Origin of the sequence: Brevundimonas sp. GCM10030266, assembly GCF_042666595.1 — a bacterium.
Taxonomy (GTDB): Bacteria; Pseudomonadota; Alphaproteobacteria; order Caulobacterales; family Caulobacteraceae; genus Brevundimonas.
Window position 1 is genome coordinate 232,688 of sequence record NZ_JBHTCY010000002.1, and the last position, 15,718, is coordinate 248,405.

Genomic DNA, 15,718 nt, shown 5'->3' on the forward strand with positions numbered 1-15,718 from the left:
ACAAGGCCCGCCGGGTGGGAGTATCGAGATGGCGGATGGGGCTTACCGTCGGCAGGGCCATGCGCCCGCACCGGACTCCGGGCGGGTGGATGCGATCCATGACGCCTTCGACGATCAGCAGGCCGAGGCCTTCGCCGAGCCCGCTCGCGTCGCCGCCGTCGAGAAGATCGAGCGCGCCCTGGCCGCCGCCCGCACTGGCGACCTGACCGAGGCCCACGCCCAGCTGACCCACGCCCGCTCCGTGCTGGAGGGCCTGCGCCCCGAGGCGCTGGAGCCGCGCCGGGGGCTGGCGGGCCTGTTCGACAGCCGGGGCCGTCGCCTCAAGGCCTTCCGCGCCGCCTACGTCCGCGCCGCCGCCACCGTCGATGAGGTCGGGCGCGAACTGACGGGCTGGATCGAGGGTGTCGGCCGCCGCTCCACCGCGCTGGAGACCGTCTGGACCGAGGCCCGCGACGCGGTGATCGAGCTGGACGCCCACCTCGCCGCCGCCACCCGTCGCCTGACCGGCCACGCCCCCGCTGAAGGCGAGGCGCCGCATCCGCTGGAGGCCCGGCGGGCCACGCTGGACGCCTGCCGCGACGCCGCCGTCTCGGCCCTGCCCCTGATCCGCAACGCCCAGAACGCCGACGTCCGCTTCGCCGACCTGCTAAGGTCCTGCGCCGAGGGCGCCGCCGCCTGGCGCGACGACTGGAAGGATGCGCTCGGACTATCGGGCCGCAAGCCGAAGAAGGTCCGCCCCGACCGCGAGCGCCTGCTGCGCCTGCGCGACGACCTGCTGGTCCGCATCGACCGCGCCCTGACCGGCATCGCCGCCGCGCGCGACCGCCGCGCCGGCGTCGAAGGCCGGCTGGCCCAAGCCCGGAACCGCCTCTAGCGCGTCGTCGGCAGCGCCACCGCGTTCTGGTCCGTCCACTCGACGATCTGGCTGTGGATGTCCCGGGTCGCGGCGTCGAAGGCGCTGACGATGGCGCCGACGCGGTTCTCGCCCGCCGGCTGCTCGACCGTGAACACCCGCTCGGCCGTCACCGACCGCTCCATGGCGTTCAGCAGGCGAACCCGGGCGATGATGGTCGCCACCGGCGCCGCTCCCGGCGCGGCATAGCGAGCCTCGAAGGTGCGGACGTCGATGTCCAGCGCCTGCCCTGCCCGCGTCAGCTCGCGCGGCCCGACCAGCCGCACCCGCGTCGACTGGGCGGCGAAGGCGCTCTCCAGCGAGTCGCTGAACAGGATGTCGGCCGAGCTGACCCAGCGCGCGCCCTTGATATAGGCGGCCTCGGTCCCGGTGACGCCCAGGATGCGGTCCTCGCGGACGGCCTGGGCGAACTCCGGACGGCGCATGGCCACCTGGACGGTCGAGGCCGGGCTCTCCCGCTCACTGACACCCGACGGCAGGTTGCCGAAGCGGTACAGTTGCACCGGGTCCGGCGTGGACAGCAGGGCGCAGCCCCCCAGCATGGCGACGGCGGCGACCGCGGCGGCGCCCTTCAGGATGCGGATCACGGCTGAACCTCCATTTCACGCGACGACGGACGACCGATGAACTCGCGCGGGCTGGCCCGCACGTCGTCGATCAGCGACTGCAGCGACCGGGTCGCCTCGTCCAGTTGCTGGATCGACTGCTGCAGCTGCGGCAGGCCGGTGGTGGCGAAGTCGCCCAGCGGCCGCTCAAGGTTGGTCGCCGACCGGTTGATCGAGGCCACCGCCAGACGCGCCTCCTCGGCGGCCTGGTTGACCTTGGCGATGGCCTGGGCGCCGTCGCCCTCCACCACGCGCCGGGTGCTGATGGCCAGCTGCTCATACTCGCCGACGGCCGAGTTGGCGCGGGTCAGCGCCTGCTCCAGCTGTTCCAGCATGCCCTTGCGGGCTTCCAGCTCGGTCGTCAGGGACTCGATGTTCTTCAGGCTGGTCGAGAAGCTGCGGACGTTGTCGTCCGACAGCACCCGGTTGATCCGGTTCAGGGCGTCCACCGTCTGGGCCAGCACCGTGCCCGAGCCCGACAGCAGTTCGGCGATCGGCGACGGCTGGCTCTGGATCACCGGCACGACATTGTCCGGATACTGCTCCTTCAGGATGGCGCTGCTCGGATTGCCGGCGGTGATCTGGATGTAGTTCAGCCCCGTGATGCCCTGCGGCTCCAGCTGGGCGCGGCTGGTCACGCGCACCGGCGTGGTGGCGTTCACCCGAATGCGGGCGATGACCTGATCGCCCTTCTTCGGGTCCAGGTTCAGGTCCGTGACCTCGCCGACGCGGATGCCGTTGAAGTGGACCTCGCCCCCTTCCGACAGGCCGCGCACGGGGCCGTAGAAGACGATGTCATAGACATCGTAGTCGTTGTTGAACTGCAGGCGGGCCAGCCAGATCGTGAACACAGCCAGCGCCGCCAGAAGGGCGACGGTGGCGATGCCGACGGCGGCGTAGTGGGCGTCTCTTTCCATTCTCCGGCTCTCCTCAAGCCGCCTTGGCGCCGGCGCGACCGCGCGGCCCGAGGAAGTATTCCCGGATCCACGGATGGTCCGAGTGTTCGAGTTCACGCACGGGGGCCTTGGCCACCACATGCTTGTCGGCCAGCACCGCGACCTTGTCGGTGATGGCGTAGAGGCTGTCGAGATCGTGGGTGATCATGAACACCGTCAGGCCCAGATCGTCCGACAGCTGGCGGATCAGATCGTCGAAGGCGGCGGCGCCGATGGGGTCCAGCCCCGCCGTCGGCTCGTCGAGGAACAGCAGTTCGGGATCCAGCGCCAGCGCGCGGGCCAGACCGACCCGCTTGCGCATCCCGCCCGACAGTTCGGCCGGTTTCAGGTGGTGCGCCTCGGGCTTCAGCCCGACCATGGCGATCTTCATCTCGGCCAGCTCGCGGATAACCTCGCGCGACAGGCCGGTGTGCTCCACCAGCGGCGAGGCGACATTGTCGATCACGCTCAGCGACGAGAACAGGGCGCCCTGCTGGAACAGGATGCCGGTGCGGCGTTCGATGTCCGCCTCCTGCGCCTTGGTCATGGTCGCCCGGTCGTGGCCGAGGATGCTGATCGAGCCGCCCTCGGGTTCCTTCAGTCCGATGATGGTGTTCAGCAGCACCGTCTTGCCGGTGCCCGAACCGCCGACCACGCCCAGCACCTCGCCGCGCTCGACGTCCAGATCGAGGTTCTCGTGGATGGTGCGCTCACCGAACTGGCTCAGCAGGCCACGCACCTCGATCATCTTCTCGGGCGCCTTGTCGAAGGCGGGGATGTTGGGAGCCGTCACAGGTTCAGCTCCAGGAAGATCAGGGCGAAGATGGCGTCCAGGGTGATGATGGCGAAGATGGCCTGCACCACGGCCGCGGTCACCCGACGGCCGAGGCTCTCGACGTCGCCGGCCACCGCCATGCCCTGACGGCAGCCGATGGCGGCGATGACGATGGCGAACACCGGCGCCTTGATCATCCCGACCATCAGGTGGGTGCCCATCATCGGATCCTCGCTGACGCGCTGGATGAAGAAGCTGGGGCCGTAGCTGAGCTGGCTCCAGGTCACCAGAAGGCCGCCGATCATGCCGGACACCATGCCGATGAAGGTCAGGATGGGCATCATGGTCAGCAGGGCCGCCAGACGCGGGATGACCAGGGCCTGGAAGGGGTTCACCCCCATCACCTGCATGGCGTCCACCTCCTGGTTCATCCGCATCGAACCGATCTCGGCCGCGAAGGATGAGGCCGAACGACCGGCCAGCAGGATGGCGGTGATCAGCACCGCCAGCTCGCGCAGGGTCGCCACCGCGACCAGCTGCACGGTGAACACCCCGGCCCCGAACTGGGTCAGCAGGTTGGCGCCGAGGAAGGCGATGACCGCGCCGATGAAGAAGTTGGTGACGGCGACGATGGGGATGGCGTCCAGCCCCGCCCGTTCGGCCTGGCTGAACCAGGCGGGCCAGCGGATCTGACTCCAGTGCTTGACCGTCGACCCGGTCGCCGTGACCAGCCGTCCGAGGAAGGCCATCGACAGGGTCGTCTCGGCGCCGATGTCATGCACGCCCCGCCCGATCTTGGCGAAGCCGCGCACCCAGTTGGCCGACCGCTTGGGCGGGCCGGCGCTTTCGCGCTCCAGCTTCTCGACCATGGCGTAGGTGCGGCCCGCCTCGGGCCGCTGGGTCCAGGCCTTCTCCGGCAGCTTGCAATGCCCGGCCTGCACGATGGCCAGCGCGCCCGCCGTATCGAAGCGCCCCAGATCGGACAGGTCGACGGCGGTGATTTCGCGACCGTGCAACTGGTCATCCAGCCGGCGCGAGACGCGTCCCAGCTCGGTGGCGGTCCAGTCGCCCGTCAGGTGCAGGGTCAGCCCCTGCCCCTCTTCATCGATCTGGAAGTCCGCTGCGGCCATGCCCCTACCTAAAACGCCCCGTCCCGGTTGCCTATGGCTGCTCTACGGCAAAGCTGAGGCCTCTGTCACAACGCAGCGCCGCCGTATTCGTTCAGCCACGGTTTCAACCTTCTACGGCTCAGAGGAGCCGCCGGACCGCCTTCAGGTCGGCCACGAACCGCTCCCGTTCCAGTGCGGCGACCTCCCGATCCGGAATGCGCAGAAGATAAGAGGGGTGGACCGTCAGCAGGGCTGTCGCGTCAGACAGCGGGATCGGTCGCCCCCGCTCCTTCGTCACCGCGACCTTGCGCCCCAGCACGCCCAGGGCCGCCGTCCCGCCGAGGGTCACGATCACCTTCGGCCTCACCAGCGTCCGCTCGGCGTCCAGCCACCAGCGACAGGCGGTGATCTCGCTGGTCGTCGGGGTCTGGTGAATGCGTCGCTTTCCGCGCGGCTCATGCTTGAAGTGCCGAACCGCATTGGTGACGAAGGCGTCGTCGCGGTCGATGCCCGCCTCTTCCAGCGCCGCGTCCAGCACCTGTCCCGCCGGGCCGACGAAGGGCTTGCCCGCCAGGTCTTCCTGATCCCCCGGCTGTTCACCGACGATCATCAGCCTGGCCTTGCGCGCCCCCTGACCACAGACGCCCTGGGTCGCATCGCGCCACAGCGGACAGCGACGGCACGCCTGCACCGCCTGCCCCAGCTCCTCGAGGTTCGACGGGACGAAGCCCTCCTCGAACGCCCGATCCCGGTTCATCCGCGCCAGCGTCTTGGCCAGACGCGGGTTCGGTTCCGGGGCGGGCGCCGCGACCATGGCGTTCTCGCGCGCCGCCGCCGAGGCGATCAGCTCCGGGATCAGCGCCGCCTCCGGCAGATTGGCCCAGTACCGCTTGGGCATCTCGCCCTGCATGGTCTGCGTCTTCAGCCGCGCCGGGTTGAAGGTCGAGGCGTAATAGGTCTTCCAGAAGTCCTCGATCTCGTCCTCGGCGGGCGCCATGTCGCGCGTTGCGGGCGGGCCGAACGTCAGCATCCGCTCGTCCCAGTGCGCCTGACCATCCGGAGTCAGGATCGACCAGCGCATGGTGGCGAACCGCCGGGCGAAGAAGGGCGCCGTTCGCTCCAGCACTCGATGCGCGGGCTCGAACCAGCTGATCCAGTGTTCCTCGCCCTCCTCCTGCGCCAGCCGGAAGCGGACGAAGGCCTTCATCTTGTGACTGGCGCGGCTGACGTTCTTGGCCCGTTCGAAGGCGTCGGCGACATCGCGATCGGAGACCACCTTCATCAGGTCCGGCTCGCGCTCCAGTCGCCAGAGCAGCCGGTACAGCAGATCGAACCGGTCGGCGGACCGGTGCAGGATCACCGCCTGCGCCAGCTCCACGAACGCCCGGGGGACCGGAAACTGCGCGCCCTCCCCGCCCTGCGGCTCCACCTCATCAAACAGCCCGCCGTCCCCACCGCCGACCCGGAACGCCGCCTCTTCCGGCCTTACCCCCGCCGAGCGGAAGGCGCGCGCCGCCTTGCGCCAGCCGTCGAAGTCAGTCTCGCTCTCCAGCGCGCCGATCCGCATCAGAACAGGCTCATCTGCACCGGCTTCGGGTCCGGCGCGATCCGGGCGCGTAGGTCCGCCGCGTCCGTCAGCCCGCCCGGCGTCCAGTCCAGCGCCGTGATGAAGGGCCGCACCTTGTCGATCCCCCGGCACAGGCGGGCGATATCCTCCAGCCGCAGGGTCCGGTAGCGCCGAACGGAGATCATCCGGTCCACCGACTTCACCCCCAGCCCCGGCACCCGCAACAGCATCTCGCGCGACGCCGTGTTCACATCGACCGGGAACTGCTCGCGGCGGTTCAACGCCCAGGCCAGCTTGGGATCGATCGCCAGATCCAGCATGCCGCCGACCGTCGCCTCGCCGATCTCGGGCGGCGAGAAACCGTAGAAGCGCATCAGCCAGTCGGCCTGGTACAGCCGGTGCTCGCGCATCAGCGGCGGCTTCTGCAACGGCAAGGTCGAGGACGCATCCGGGATCGGGCTGAAGGCGGAGTAATAGACCCGGCGCAGCCCGTAGCCGCCGTACAGCGACGCCGACCGGTCGATGATTTCGGTGTCGGGCGCACCGTCAGCCCCGACGATCAGCTGGGTGGACTGGCCCGCCGGCGCGAATTTCGGCGGCTTGATGCGGTCGCGCTTCTCCGGCTTCGCGGCCTCGACGCCCAGCCGGACCTGCCCCATCGCCTTCTTGATGACCCCGACGTCCTTCTGCGGCGCCAGTCGCTGCAGGGCCTCGTCGCGCGGCAGTTCGATATTGGCCGACAGCCGGTCGGCATAGAGCCCCGCCTCCTCGACCAGCTTGGGATCGGCCTCGGGGATCAGCTTCAAATGGATGTAGCCGCGAAAACCGTGCGTCTCGCGCAAGGTCTTCGCCACCAGGACCAGCTGCTCCATCGTATAGTCGCCGGAGCGGATGATGCCCGACGACAGGAACAGCCCCTCGATATAGTTCCGCCGATAGAAGTTCAGCGTCAGGTCCACGACCTCCTGCACGCTGAACCGCGCCCGCTCCACGTTCGAGCTCGCCCTATTGATGCAGTAGGCGCAGTCGTAGATGCAGAAGTTCGTCAGCATTATCTTGAGCAGGGACACGCACCGCCCGTCCGGGGTGTAGGCGTGGCAGATGCCCATACCCTCGGTGGAGCCGATGCCCTTGCCGTCCGACGAATCCCGCTTCGAGGTGCCGGACGAGGCGCAACTGGCGTCGTACTTGGCCGCGTCGGCGAGGACGGACAGCTTCCTGCGGAGATCGATCTGGGCCATTTGTTCTCACTATGTTCCATAGCGAGAACGACTGTCCAGCGTGGCCGTTGCCGATTTTCCGGATTTAACTCAGGAAGTTGAGCAGCGAGACCTGGCGCAACTGGTTGATCACCTGGGCCGAGGCCTGGATGGCGATCTGGGACAACTGAAGGTCCGTCACGGCCTTGGCCATGTCGGCGTCGGTCCGCTTCGACACCAGTTCGCCCAGGGACTCGAGCTGGGCGGTATGGCCCTTCTCGATGCTCTCGACCTGGTTGGCCAGCGAGCCGGTCGTGGCGCCCTTGTCGATGACGCCCTGCCCCGCCGATTCCAGCCGGGTCAGCTGGGTCGCCAGCCAGGCCTTCTGATCCTCGTTCAGCTTGCCGGTCAGCGGGCCGTTGGGGCCGTCGCTGTAGTTCTGGATGTCCCGCAGGATGGTCATCGCATCCGTGCCGACCTCGTTGGCGAGGAAGCCGGTCTCCAGCGTCGTGCCCTCGGCCACCCGGCTGGCGGTCTTGAGGCTGTCGTTGTGGAAGATCGAAGCGATGCTAGGCGCGGCGGCCAGCTCGGTCAGGTTGGTGATCTCCATCGGCGGGGTGTTCACCTGGGTGCCCGCGAACAGATAGCCGCCTTGATGGCGCATGTTGATGCCGCCGCGGATGGTCTGGAACTGGCCCTCCAGCTCCAGCATCATCGAGGTCGCCGAGTCCGACGCCAGAGCGTTGCCGATGGTCGCGCGGACGGCCTCGATGCCGTCGCTGATCTGGGTCAGGGCCAGGTCCTGCGTTTTCAGACGCGCGGTCACCGCCTCCGAGGTGTCGAGGAAGCCCTGCAGACGGCTTTCCGCGCCCTTGAGCGCTGTCAGCGTCTCCGACTGCCGACCAAACCCGGTCAGGTCGGTGGCGTTCTTCTGGGTGGACACCCGCTCCTGCGCCTCCAGCCCCCGGGTCTGGGCGGCCATGAGGTCGAGCAGGGCCGACTGATAATTACCAAAGGTCGCGACGCGGGTCATCAGACCATCCCCAGAAGCGTGTCGTACATATCCCGCGCCGCCTGGATCAGGCGGGCGGAGGCGTTGAAGGCCTGCTGATAGGTGGTCATCAGCACCAGCTCCTCGTCCATATTCACCCCCTCATGCGCGGTCCGGCGGGCGGTGGCCTCGGTGTAGAGGGCGGCGGAGCTTTCCTTGCGGTTCTTGGCCGTGGTGGCGTTGCCGCCGATCTCGCCCGCCAGTTCGGAGGCGTAGCGGGACACCGAGATCTGCCCCCCCGGCGAGTTGCCCGCGGGCTGGAAGCTGGTCGTGCGTTCACCGGCGTCCGCCAGCGCCAGCGCGCCGCGACCGTCACCCGCGCTCAGGGCGGGCGTCCCTGCGGCTGCGGCGAGGTTCAGCTGACCCAGCGCCAGCTTCGCCGGGCTCTGCCGGATGTCCGAGCGCAGGGAGAAACCGTCCGCGCGGGAGATGCGCACGCCGGCGCCGATCCCGAACAGTTCAGTTGCAGAGATGTTGGCGGCGTTCTGGGTCGTGTCGTTCAGCACGCTCATCTTCGCCGGCGGATTGCCCACGCCGGTAAAGCTCAGGGTGCCGTCCGCCGCGAGGGCGAAGCTGCCCTGCCCGCCGATGCCGGAGGCCGGGTCGTTCAGCGCATTGATCAGGTCCGCGACCGTACCGCCCGGCGGCACCGTCACCTTGATGTCCCGGATCCGCGCCCCGACGTCGTTGGAGAAGCGGAAGGTCATGGTCTGGCCGGCGGTGAAGCCATGCGGCGAGGCCAGGGTCAGCCCCGTGTCATACAGAGCCGGGCGATCCGTCGAGATCAGGTCGTTCAGACCGAAGTAATGCGAGAAGCCGCGCCCAGACTTGTTCGACGGCGTGGTCGCGTCATCCGCGATCGCGACGCCGTTGGCGGTATTGGCCGCGGCGATCGACAGCTTGCCGTCGGTGAAGGTGGCCGTGGCCGCGCCGCCCAGCTGGGCGTTCAGCGTCGCCAGGAAGGTCGTCGGATCGGCGGCGACGCCGTTCACCGTCATGGTCGCGCCGTTGAAGACCACGTCCACCCGCTGCTGGATCACCCCGGCGGGGTTGGTCACCGCGATGGTGGTGCGGCCGGTGAAGCCGGTCAGCGCGCTTTCAAGGGATTGGCCGACATTGCGGCCATCCAGCCGGTTCGGCGCCGGCATCGCCGTATTGGCGTTGTGGGCGCGGTTCAGCTCATCCGCGACGTGGGTGATCAGTTCGGCCAGGCGCGCGGCGGCGGCGGGGGCCTCGACGTCCCGTAGCTCGATCAGTCCCTTGATCTCGCCGCTGGTAACGCTGTCGAGCAGCGCATGCTTGGTGCCGCCCGGCTCGTTGATCCAGATCTCGTTGAAATTGGTCTCGCCCGAGATCGTACCCGCGCGCGTATAGGACAGCGTGGCCGCGCCCGCGCCCGCCAGCATGGCGCCGGCGCTGGTGCGGATGGTCACGCCGCCGACCGGGCGGGCCGTGATCCGGATGTCCATCAGCTGCGAGACCTGATCGATCAGGGCCGCCTGCGCCGTCTCGGCGCCCGAGGCGTCGCCATTGACGACCTTGGCGCGCGTGATCTCGACGTTCAGCGCCTCGATCTGGGCCAGCAGGTTGTTGGTCTTCTCGACCGCGCTCTGGATCCGCCCGTCGGCGTCCTCGCGCACCGCCTGGATCTGCTTGGCGATCCGCGACGCCTCGTCGAACAGGGCCTGCGTCTTGAACAGGGCGTCCTGACGGCGCGGCGAGGATGTCGGATCCTCGGCGCTGGAGGCGAAGGCGGAGAAGATGCCGTCGACCTGGGCGAAGAAGCTGGTCTTGCCGCCCGGATCGCCGAACAGCGACTGGATGCGGTCATACAGTTCGTAGCGAACCTCGTTGCGCGCGGCCTCCGCGCCGGCGCTCAGGCTGGCGGCCTGCAGGAAGCGGTCGGTCGCCAGACGAATGCGCGTGACCTCGACGCCGCTGCCGACGCCCTGGCTGGACATGGCGACCTGATCGGCGATCTTGCGCACATAGCCGGGCGTGTTGACGTTCGAGACGTTGTCCGCGACCACCCGCAGCTGCACCTGCGCGGCGATCAGGCCCGAGTTGGCGTTGTTCAGGATGCTGGTTACCGACATTCGCGGACCTCCATCGAAGGGGCGCCCGGCAAGGTCTGCCAGTCGGCGCGCGCTTTTTGCCCGGCAGCCCGTTCGAGGCCGCCAGCCAACTCATTGAAATCACGCAAGATCGATTTTCGCGCATGGGTCATGACTGACCAGAAGCGCAAACGACGGGCCAGACCCGACGCGAGGCCGGACCGGCTTCTGGCGCCGGGCAAGTTTGGTCGGCACGCGGCAAGATTCGACCATCCACCTGACCGCGACCGCGCCCAAGCCGAAAGCCAAAGCGCAATAAAAACAGACACCTAAAGCTACCTTCGGGAGTGGCCCGCGACTTGCGCCGGGCCTTCCGAATGTTCGGCGCAGGACGCGCCACAGCCTCTCGCTCGGCGATTTTCGCCCGGACCCCATGTCGACCGCCTCAGCCCTGCTGTCCATGATCGCGCCCGCCGCACCGACGCCCTCGCAAGGGGCGACGGACGCTGGCGCGTCGGCGCTGGACGGCGTGTTCGAAGGCCTGCTGGCCTCGATGGCGGGCGCCGCCCCGGATGGTGACAGCCAGGGCGAAAACGTGCTGCTGACGGAACAGAAGGATGCGGCGACCGACGCCGCGGCGATGATTGTCGCCGCACCGGTCCAGACGCCTCCGCCGCCCACCCCGCCCCTGCTGCTGGTGGCCGGAACCGACCTGTCGGCCGTAACGAACGAAGACGCCCCCGCGCCGTCATCCGACATCGCGCCGGACGCAAAGACCACGGCCGCGCCGCTGGTGCGACCGGACATCACGCCGGACACCGCCTCGCCCCTGACGCAGCCGCCGGCGCCGACGCCCGATCTCACCGCCAAGGCCGCCCTGCCGGGCCAGCCGCTGGTCCAGCCCCAGGTCCAGCCCCAGGTTCAGCCCGAGGCTCCCGCCGAAACTACGCCCGCCGCCAAGCCGGTCGCGACCGAGCCGCAGGTGCGCCCCGCCGCGGACATCGCCTCGGACGCCGCCCCCGCGATCAAGCCGCAGACGGACCAACCGCAGGTCCGTCCGGCCGCGGATGTCGCTCCCGCCGTCAAGGCGACCGGCGAAGCCCCTGAAGTTCGCCCGGACATCCGGCCGGAAACCAAGGCGACCCTGACGGACGCCCCCCAGGTCCGCCCCGCCGTGCAGACCGAGCCCGCCGCGAAGACCGCCATCGCCGAGCCCCAGGTGCGTCCGGCCGCCGAGCGGGCCGATCCGCGCAGCTTCCTGATCGACCTGAGCCGGGTCGGCCGCCTGACCGCGAACACCCAGATCCCGCTCGACCTGCTGCGCCGGGTCCTCCCCATCGGGGGCCTGCAACAACAGCCGGGCGACGTCGCGCCGGTCGACCCGGCCCAGCCCACAGGCGGCGCCGCCATCGCGGCCGAGCCTGTGATCGCCGACACCGCCAAGGGCGCGGCCCCCGCGCCCCTGACCCAGCCCCCCGTCAGCGCCGAAACCACGGCGAAGACGGCGGACCCGCGCCCGCAGGTCCAGCCGGCGGCGGCGCCCAAGGCCGCCGATCCTGCTCCGGCGGAGCCGCAGACCCTGCCTGAAGCGCCTGTCGAGCTGACCGAGGCCGCCCAGCCGGTCGCGCCGGAAACGACGCAGCCGACGCAGCCGACGCCCGACGCCCCACGTGCGACCGAGGCGCCGAACCTGCGGGCCCTGGCTGAACGCGCCACACGTCCGGTCGAGACCAACGCCGCCGTCGACACCGCCGCCCCATCCACACCCGCAACGACCACGCCCGTGACCGCCACGGCCCAGACCGCGGCCTCGCCCTCGACCGCCATCCCGAGCCTGGCCGAAGCCGCCCGCCCGACGGCGGAGGCCGCGCCGACCGATATCGCCGCCGCCAACAGCACGGACCCGGCCGCCGACACGCCGGTGGAAGCGCCCGCGCCTGAAGCCGCGCCGTCCGCCCAGACCGCCCAGTCCGCGCGCGAGGCCCTGCCTTCCACCCTGTCGCGCACCGCCATCGACGCCACCGCCCAGATCGCCGCCCAGATCCTGAGGAAGCTGGAAGGCCGGTCGAGCCACTTCGAGATGGCGCTAACGCCTGATGACCTCGGCCGGGTCGACGTCAAGCTGGACATCGACGCCGAGGGCCGTCTGGCCGCCCGTCTGGCCTTCGACAACCCTGCCGCCGCCGCTGACCTGAAGGGGCGTGTGGACGAACTGCGCCGTCAGCTGGAGCAGCAGGGCTTCCAGCTGTCCGACGACGCCATCGAATTCACCCAGCGCGACAGCGGCTCCAGCGCCTTTGATCGCGGACAGGACAGCCGCCAGAGCCAGGAGCGCGGCCAGTCCCGCGCCTTCGCCGAGGCCAATCGCCTGAACACTGAAGCCGACGTCCTGGCCCAGCCCCCCCGCTGGCAGGCGCTCTCCCTCACGCCCGCGGGCGTGGACATGAAGGTCTGATCGATGGTCGATGCCGTCACCACCTCCAACGCCGCCTCGCGCACCGCCACCGGCGGCGCCGCGCTGGCCTCGAATTTCGAGACCTTCCTGACGCTGCTGACCACCCAGCTGCGCAACCAGGATCCCCTGTCGCCGCTGGACTCCAACGAGTTCACCGCCCAGCTGACGCAGATGGCCGGGGTGGAGCAGCAACTGCTCACCAATGACCTGCTGACCAGCCTGCTGGCGGCCCAGTCCGCCGGCGGTCTGGACAACGCCTCCAACTATATCGGCAAGGAAGTCACCGCCGCCTGGACCGCCACCTCGCTGGAGGACGGCAAGGCCAAGTGGACCTACGAGCTGGGCGGCGCCGCCGCCAATGTGAAGCTGCAGGTGCTGGACAGCACGGGCAAGGTCGTCTGGGAAGGTCAGGGACCGGAGAAGACCACCGGCCTGCACGACTTCACCTGGGACGGCAAGATGACCAATGGGGACACCGCCACCGAGGGCGGCGTCTACACCCTGAAGGTCACCGCCACCGACTCCGCCGGAGCCAAGGTCGACGCCCAGGCGCTGATCCGCGGCCGGGTCACCGGTGTCGAGATGTACAATGGAGCCCCGTATCTGGTGATCGGCGACTCCGTCCTCCCGCTTTCGACCGTGATCTCGCTGAACGAGATCCGCGAACAGGCTGACAACGACGATGCGGAGAATCCGCCCGTCCCCGACGAGGAGGTGGCCGCATGATGCGCTCCGCCGCCTTCCCGATGATTATTTCCATTCAAGGAGCGTTCTCATGAGCCTCAACAGCGCAATGCTGGCCGGCGTTTCCGGCCTGGCCGCCAACTCCACCGCCCTGGCCGCGATTTCCCAGAACATCGCCAACGTCAACACCGTTGGCTACAAGCGGACCAACGCCGAGTTCCAGACCCTGGTGAACAGCCAGACCCGCGCCGGCGGCAGCTATTCGGCCGGCGGCGTCACCGCCAACGCCCGCTCCTTCATCAGCCAGGAAGGCCAGCTGCAGCGGACGACCGAGTCGACCGATCTGGCCATCAACGGTCAGGGCTTCTTCGTCACCACCACCCAGGCTGAAGGCGTCGGCGCGACCGACAGCCGCCTCTTCACCCGCGCCGGCGCCTTCCGCGTCGACGACCTGGGCTATCTGAAGAACAGCGCCGGCCTGTACCTGCAGGGCTGGCCGGTGGACTCGAACGGCGAGATCGCCACTGATCCGTCCGACCTGTCGCGCCTGCGCTCGATCAACATCGGTTCGGTCGGCGGCACCGCCGAGCCGACCACCCGCGTCCAGATCAACGCCAACCTGCGTTCGACCCAGGATGTGTCGTCCCCCGCCGCGGCCGCCAAGTACAATGCCGTTGAGGCCAACTTCGCCCCGCCGGCCACCAGCGGTTCGCTGCACGACTTCTCGGTGTCCTATGAGCGCGCCGGCTACGACGCCGGCACCGGCGTCACCACCTACAATGTGACCCTGAAGACCGGCATCAGCCGCATCGAAGGCGTGGCCAGCTACAACGCCGCGGGCGCCCTGACGGGCTTCGTGCCGAACAACGCCACCAGCGCCAACGGCACGGCCACCGCCACGGCCACCGCCATCACCATCACGCCGACCAGCAACGGCGCGCCGGGCACGCCCTTCGCGATCGACTTCTCCAAGCTGGCCATGACCACGGACGGCATCGCCAAGACCAAGTACGATCCCTCGGTCAACTCGATGGCCATGTACAACTCCGACGACGACAACCCCGTCGGCGTGAAGCCCGACTTCAAGATGAACATCCCGGTGTCGGACTCCAAGGGCGGCCAGCGCAACCTGGAAATCCGCTTCCTGAAGAGCGACGAGCCGAACCAGTGGTACGCTGAAATCGTCGCCGTTCCCGCTGAGGACGTCGTGACCGGCGCCCCCTATTCCCACGGCCAGATCAAGACCGGCCTGATCGCCTTCACCCCCTCGGGCCGCCTCGACATCGAAACCATGCAGAGCTGGCCCGCCGGCACCGGTCTGTTCGACGACCCGACCCAGGCCAGCCTGTCCTTCCTGGAGTCCGACCCGAACAACACCATCGATCCGGCCAACCCGGCGGACAACGGTCTGGTCAAATGGGCTGACGGCCTGGGCATCGCCGCCCAGACGGTGACCCTGGACCTGAACACCTCGGCCGGCGGCCTCAGCCAGCTGAACACCGCCTCGGTGGTCCAGTCGACCATCACCAACGGCACGGCCTTCGGCAATCTGAGCGAAATCACCATCGACGAGGGCGGCTTCGTCACCGCCATCTTCGATAACGGCGTGAAGCGCCGGATCGCCCAGGTCGCGGTCGCCACCTTCCCCAGCCCCGACAGCCTCAAGGAAGTCAGCGGAAACGCCTACGCCGTCAGCCTCCAGTCCGGCACCTTCAACCTGAAGGCCGCGGGCACGGGCGGCGCGGGCACACTGTCGTCCAAGCAGCTGGAATCCTCGACAGTGGACCTGTCGGCGGAGTTCACGGGCCTGATCACGACCCAGCGCGCCTACTCCGCGTCGTCCAAGATCATCACCACCGCGGACGAGATGCTCGCGGAACTGATCAACATCAAACGCTGATCTTCGGGTAACTGACGGTTAGTCTCCATGAAGACTTCATTGACCATCTGCACCGGGTACGGAGGGGATTTTATCCTTTCCTTCACCACGACGCTTAAACGGCCCTTAGCGGCCCAGCGCTACCGTGCACGCTCAATGGTGGTGGTGAATGAGGCATAAGCCCATGTTGCAAGAGCGACGCCTAAATACTTCAGGCGAACAATATGTGGTCGGACCGACCGGCACGCCGCTGACGCTGCGTGACCTGCCGCCGGCCAATACGGATCGCTGGGTGATCCGTCGCAAGGCCGAGGTGGTCGCCGCTGTCCGCGGGGGTCTGATCAGCCTTGAGGACGCGCTGGCCCGGTATCGCCTGACGGCGGAAGAGTTCATCGCCTGGCAGAAGGCGATCGACAAATGGGGCATGCAGGGTCTGCGGACCACGCGTATCCAGCACTACCGCGGTTAGGGGTCACCCCCCGCGTTAACGCC

At 68.8% G+C, this 15,718-nt stretch carries 13 protein-coding genes; 5 read left to right on the forward strand and 8 right to left on the reverse strand.

Going from position 1 to position 15,718, the window contains the following annotated elements; genetic code table 11:
• The first annotated feature begins 28 nt into the window (after window positions 1-28).
• The gene (locus ACFQQC_RS07630) at window positions 29-874 is read left to right on the forward strand and encodes a toxic anion resistance protein (RefSeq protein ID WP_376861296.1); all 846 of its coding nucleotides are present in this window, start codon (window positions 29-31) and stop codon (window positions 872-874) included.
• Here ACFQQC_RS07630 and ACFQQC_RS07635 read toward each other — a convergent pair.
• The 8 genes from ACFQQC_RS07635 to flgK all read right to left on the reverse strand — a co-directional run bounded on the left by ACFQQC_RS07635 (window position 871) and on the right by flgK (window position 10,250).
• Complete coding sequence (locus ACFQQC_RS07635) at window positions 871-1,500, reverse strand: ABC-type transport auxiliary lipoprotein family protein (RefSeq protein WP_376861298.1); 630 nt, start codon at window positions 1,498-1,500, stop codon at window positions 871-873. The two genes, ACFQQC_RS07630 and ACFQQC_RS07635, sit on opposite strands and share 4 nt — an antisense overlap.
• Window positions 1,497-2,435, reverse strand: a complete 939-nt coding sequence (locus ACFQQC_RS07640) for an MlaD family protein (protein ID WP_376861300.1) — start codon at window positions 2,433-2,435, stop codon at window positions 1,497-1,499. Before ACFQQC_RS07640 ends, ACFQQC_RS07635 begins: the two co-directional genes overlap by 4 nt.
• Before the next feature lie 13 nt (window positions 2,436-2,448).
• Window positions 2,449-3,201 (reverse strand): ABC transporter ATP-binding protein, encoded by a 753-nt coding sequence (locus tag ACFQQC_RS07645; RefSeq protein WP_376862086.1) that lies wholly within the window; start codon window positions 3,199-3,201, stop codon window positions 2,449-2,451.
• 41 nt (window positions 3,202-3,242) lie between these two features.
• Window positions 3,243-4,358: an MlaE family lipid ABC transporter permease subunit gene (locus ACFQQC_RS07650; RefSeq protein WP_376861302.1), complete on the reverse strand. Its 1,116-nt coding sequence runs from the start codon at window positions 4,356-4,358 to the stop codon at window positions 3,243-3,245.
• Between the two features lie 118 nt (window positions 4,359-4,476).
• The gene (locus tag ACFQQC_RS07655; RefSeq protein WP_376861304.1) at window positions 4,477-5,904 is read right to left on the reverse strand and encodes a UdgX family uracil-DNA binding protein; all 1,428 of its coding nucleotides are present in this window, start codon (window positions 5,902-5,904) and stop codon (window positions 4,477-4,479) included.
• On the reverse strand, window positions 5,904-7,145 hold the full coding sequence (locus tag ACFQQC_RS07660; RefSeq protein ID WP_376861306.1) for a putative DNA modification/repair radical SAM protein: 1,242 nt from the start codon (window positions 7,143-7,145) through the stop codon (window positions 5,904-5,906). The genes ACFQQC_RS07655 and ACFQQC_RS07660 overlap by 1 nt, the downstream gene beginning before the upstream one ends.
• A gap of 64 nt (window positions 7,146-7,209) precedes the next feature.
• Window positions 7,210-8,136, reverse strand: coding sequence for a flagellin (locus ACFQQC_RS07665; protein WP_376861308.1), 927 nt, complete (start codon window positions 8,134-8,136; stop codon window positions 7,210-7,212).
• Complete coding sequence (gene flgK / locus ACFQQC_RS07670; protein WP_376861309.1) at window positions 8,136-10,250, reverse strand: flagellar hook-associated protein FlgK; 2,115 nt, start codon at window positions 10,248-10,250, stop codon at window positions 8,136-8,138. Before flgK ends, ACFQQC_RS07665 begins: the two co-directional genes overlap by 1 nt.
• A 391-nt stretch (window positions 10,251-10,641) precedes the next feature.
• Between flgK and ACFQQC_RS07675 the strand changes: the two genes are divergently transcribed.
• From ACFQQC_RS07675 to ACFQQC_RS07690, 4 genes are all read left to right on the forward strand, one after another.
• Window positions 10,642-12,663 (forward strand): flagellar hook-length control protein FliK, encoded by a 2,022-nt coding sequence (locus tag ACFQQC_RS07675; RefSeq protein ID WP_376861311.1) that lies wholly within the window; start codon window positions 10,642-10,644, stop codon window positions 12,661-12,663.
• Between the two features lie 3 nt (window positions 12,664-12,666).
• Window positions 12,667-13,389: a flagellar hook assembly protein FlgD gene (locus tag ACFQQC_RS07680; RefSeq protein WP_376861313.1), complete on the forward strand. Its 723-nt coding sequence runs from the start codon at window positions 12,667-12,669 to the stop codon at window positions 13,387-13,389.
• 49 nt (window positions 13,390-13,438) lie between these two features.
• Entirely contained in the window at window positions 13,439-15,247 is a 1,809-nt protein-coding gene (gene flgE, locus ACFQQC_RS07685; protein ID WP_376861315.1) for a flagellar hook protein FlgE, read from the forward strand.
• Between the two features lie 163 nt (window positions 15,248-15,410).
• Window positions 15,411-15,695: a DUF1153 domain-containing protein gene (locus ACFQQC_RS07690; protein WP_376861317.1), complete on the forward strand. Its 285-nt coding sequence runs from the start codon at window positions 15,411-15,413 to the stop codon at window positions 15,693-15,695.
• Window positions 15,696-15,718 lie beyond the last annotated feature (23 nt).

Coding starts and splice junctions, on each gene's coding strand:
- ACFQQC_RS07680 (WP_376861313.1), top strand. CDS start 12,667: ATGGTCGATGCCGTCACCACCTCCAACGCCGCCTCGCGCACCGCCACC.
- flgK (WP_376861309.1), bottom strand. CDS start 10,250: ATGTCGGTAACCAGCATCCTGAACAACGCCAACTCGGGCCTGATCGCC.
- ACFQQC_RS07675 (WP_376861311.1), top strand. CDS start 10,642: ATGTCGACCGCCTCAGCCCTGCTGTCCATGATCGCGCCCGCCGCACCG.
- ACFQQC_RS07640 (WP_376861300.1), bottom strand. CDS start 2,435: ATGGAAAGAGACGCCCACTACGCCGCCGTCGGCATCGCCACCGTCGCC.
- ACFQQC_RS07645 (WP_376862086.1), bottom strand. CDS start 3,201: ATGATCGAGGTGCGTGGCCTGCTGAGCCAGTTCGGTGAGCGCACCATC.
- ACFQQC_RS07655 (WP_376861304.1), bottom strand. CDS start 5,904: ATGCGGATCGGCGCGCTGGAGAGCGAGACTGACTTCGACGGCTGGCGC.
- ACFQQC_RS07630 (WP_376861296.1), top strand. CDS start 29: ATGGCGGATGGGGCTTACCGTCGGCAGGGCCATGCGCCCGCACCGGAC.
- ACFQQC_RS07660 (WP_376861306.1), bottom strand. CDS start 7,145: ATGGCCCAGATCGATCTCCGCAGGAAGCTGTCCGTCCTCGCCGACGCG.
- ACFQQC_RS07650 (WP_376861302.1), bottom strand. CDS start 4,358: ATGGCCGCAGCGGACTTCCAGATCGATGAAGAGGGGCAGGGGCTGACC.
- ACFQQC_RS07665 (WP_376861308.1), bottom strand. CDS start 8,136: ATGACCCGCGTCGCGACCTTTGGTAATTATCAGTCGGCCCTGCTCGAC.
- ACFQQC_RS07690 (WP_376861317.1), top strand. CDS start 15,411: ATGTTGCAAGAGCGACGCCTAAATACTTCAGGCGAACAATATGTGGTC.
- flgE (WP_376861315.1), top strand. CDS start 13,439: ATGAGCCTCAACAGCGCAATGCTGGCCGGCGTTTCCGGCCTGGCCGCC.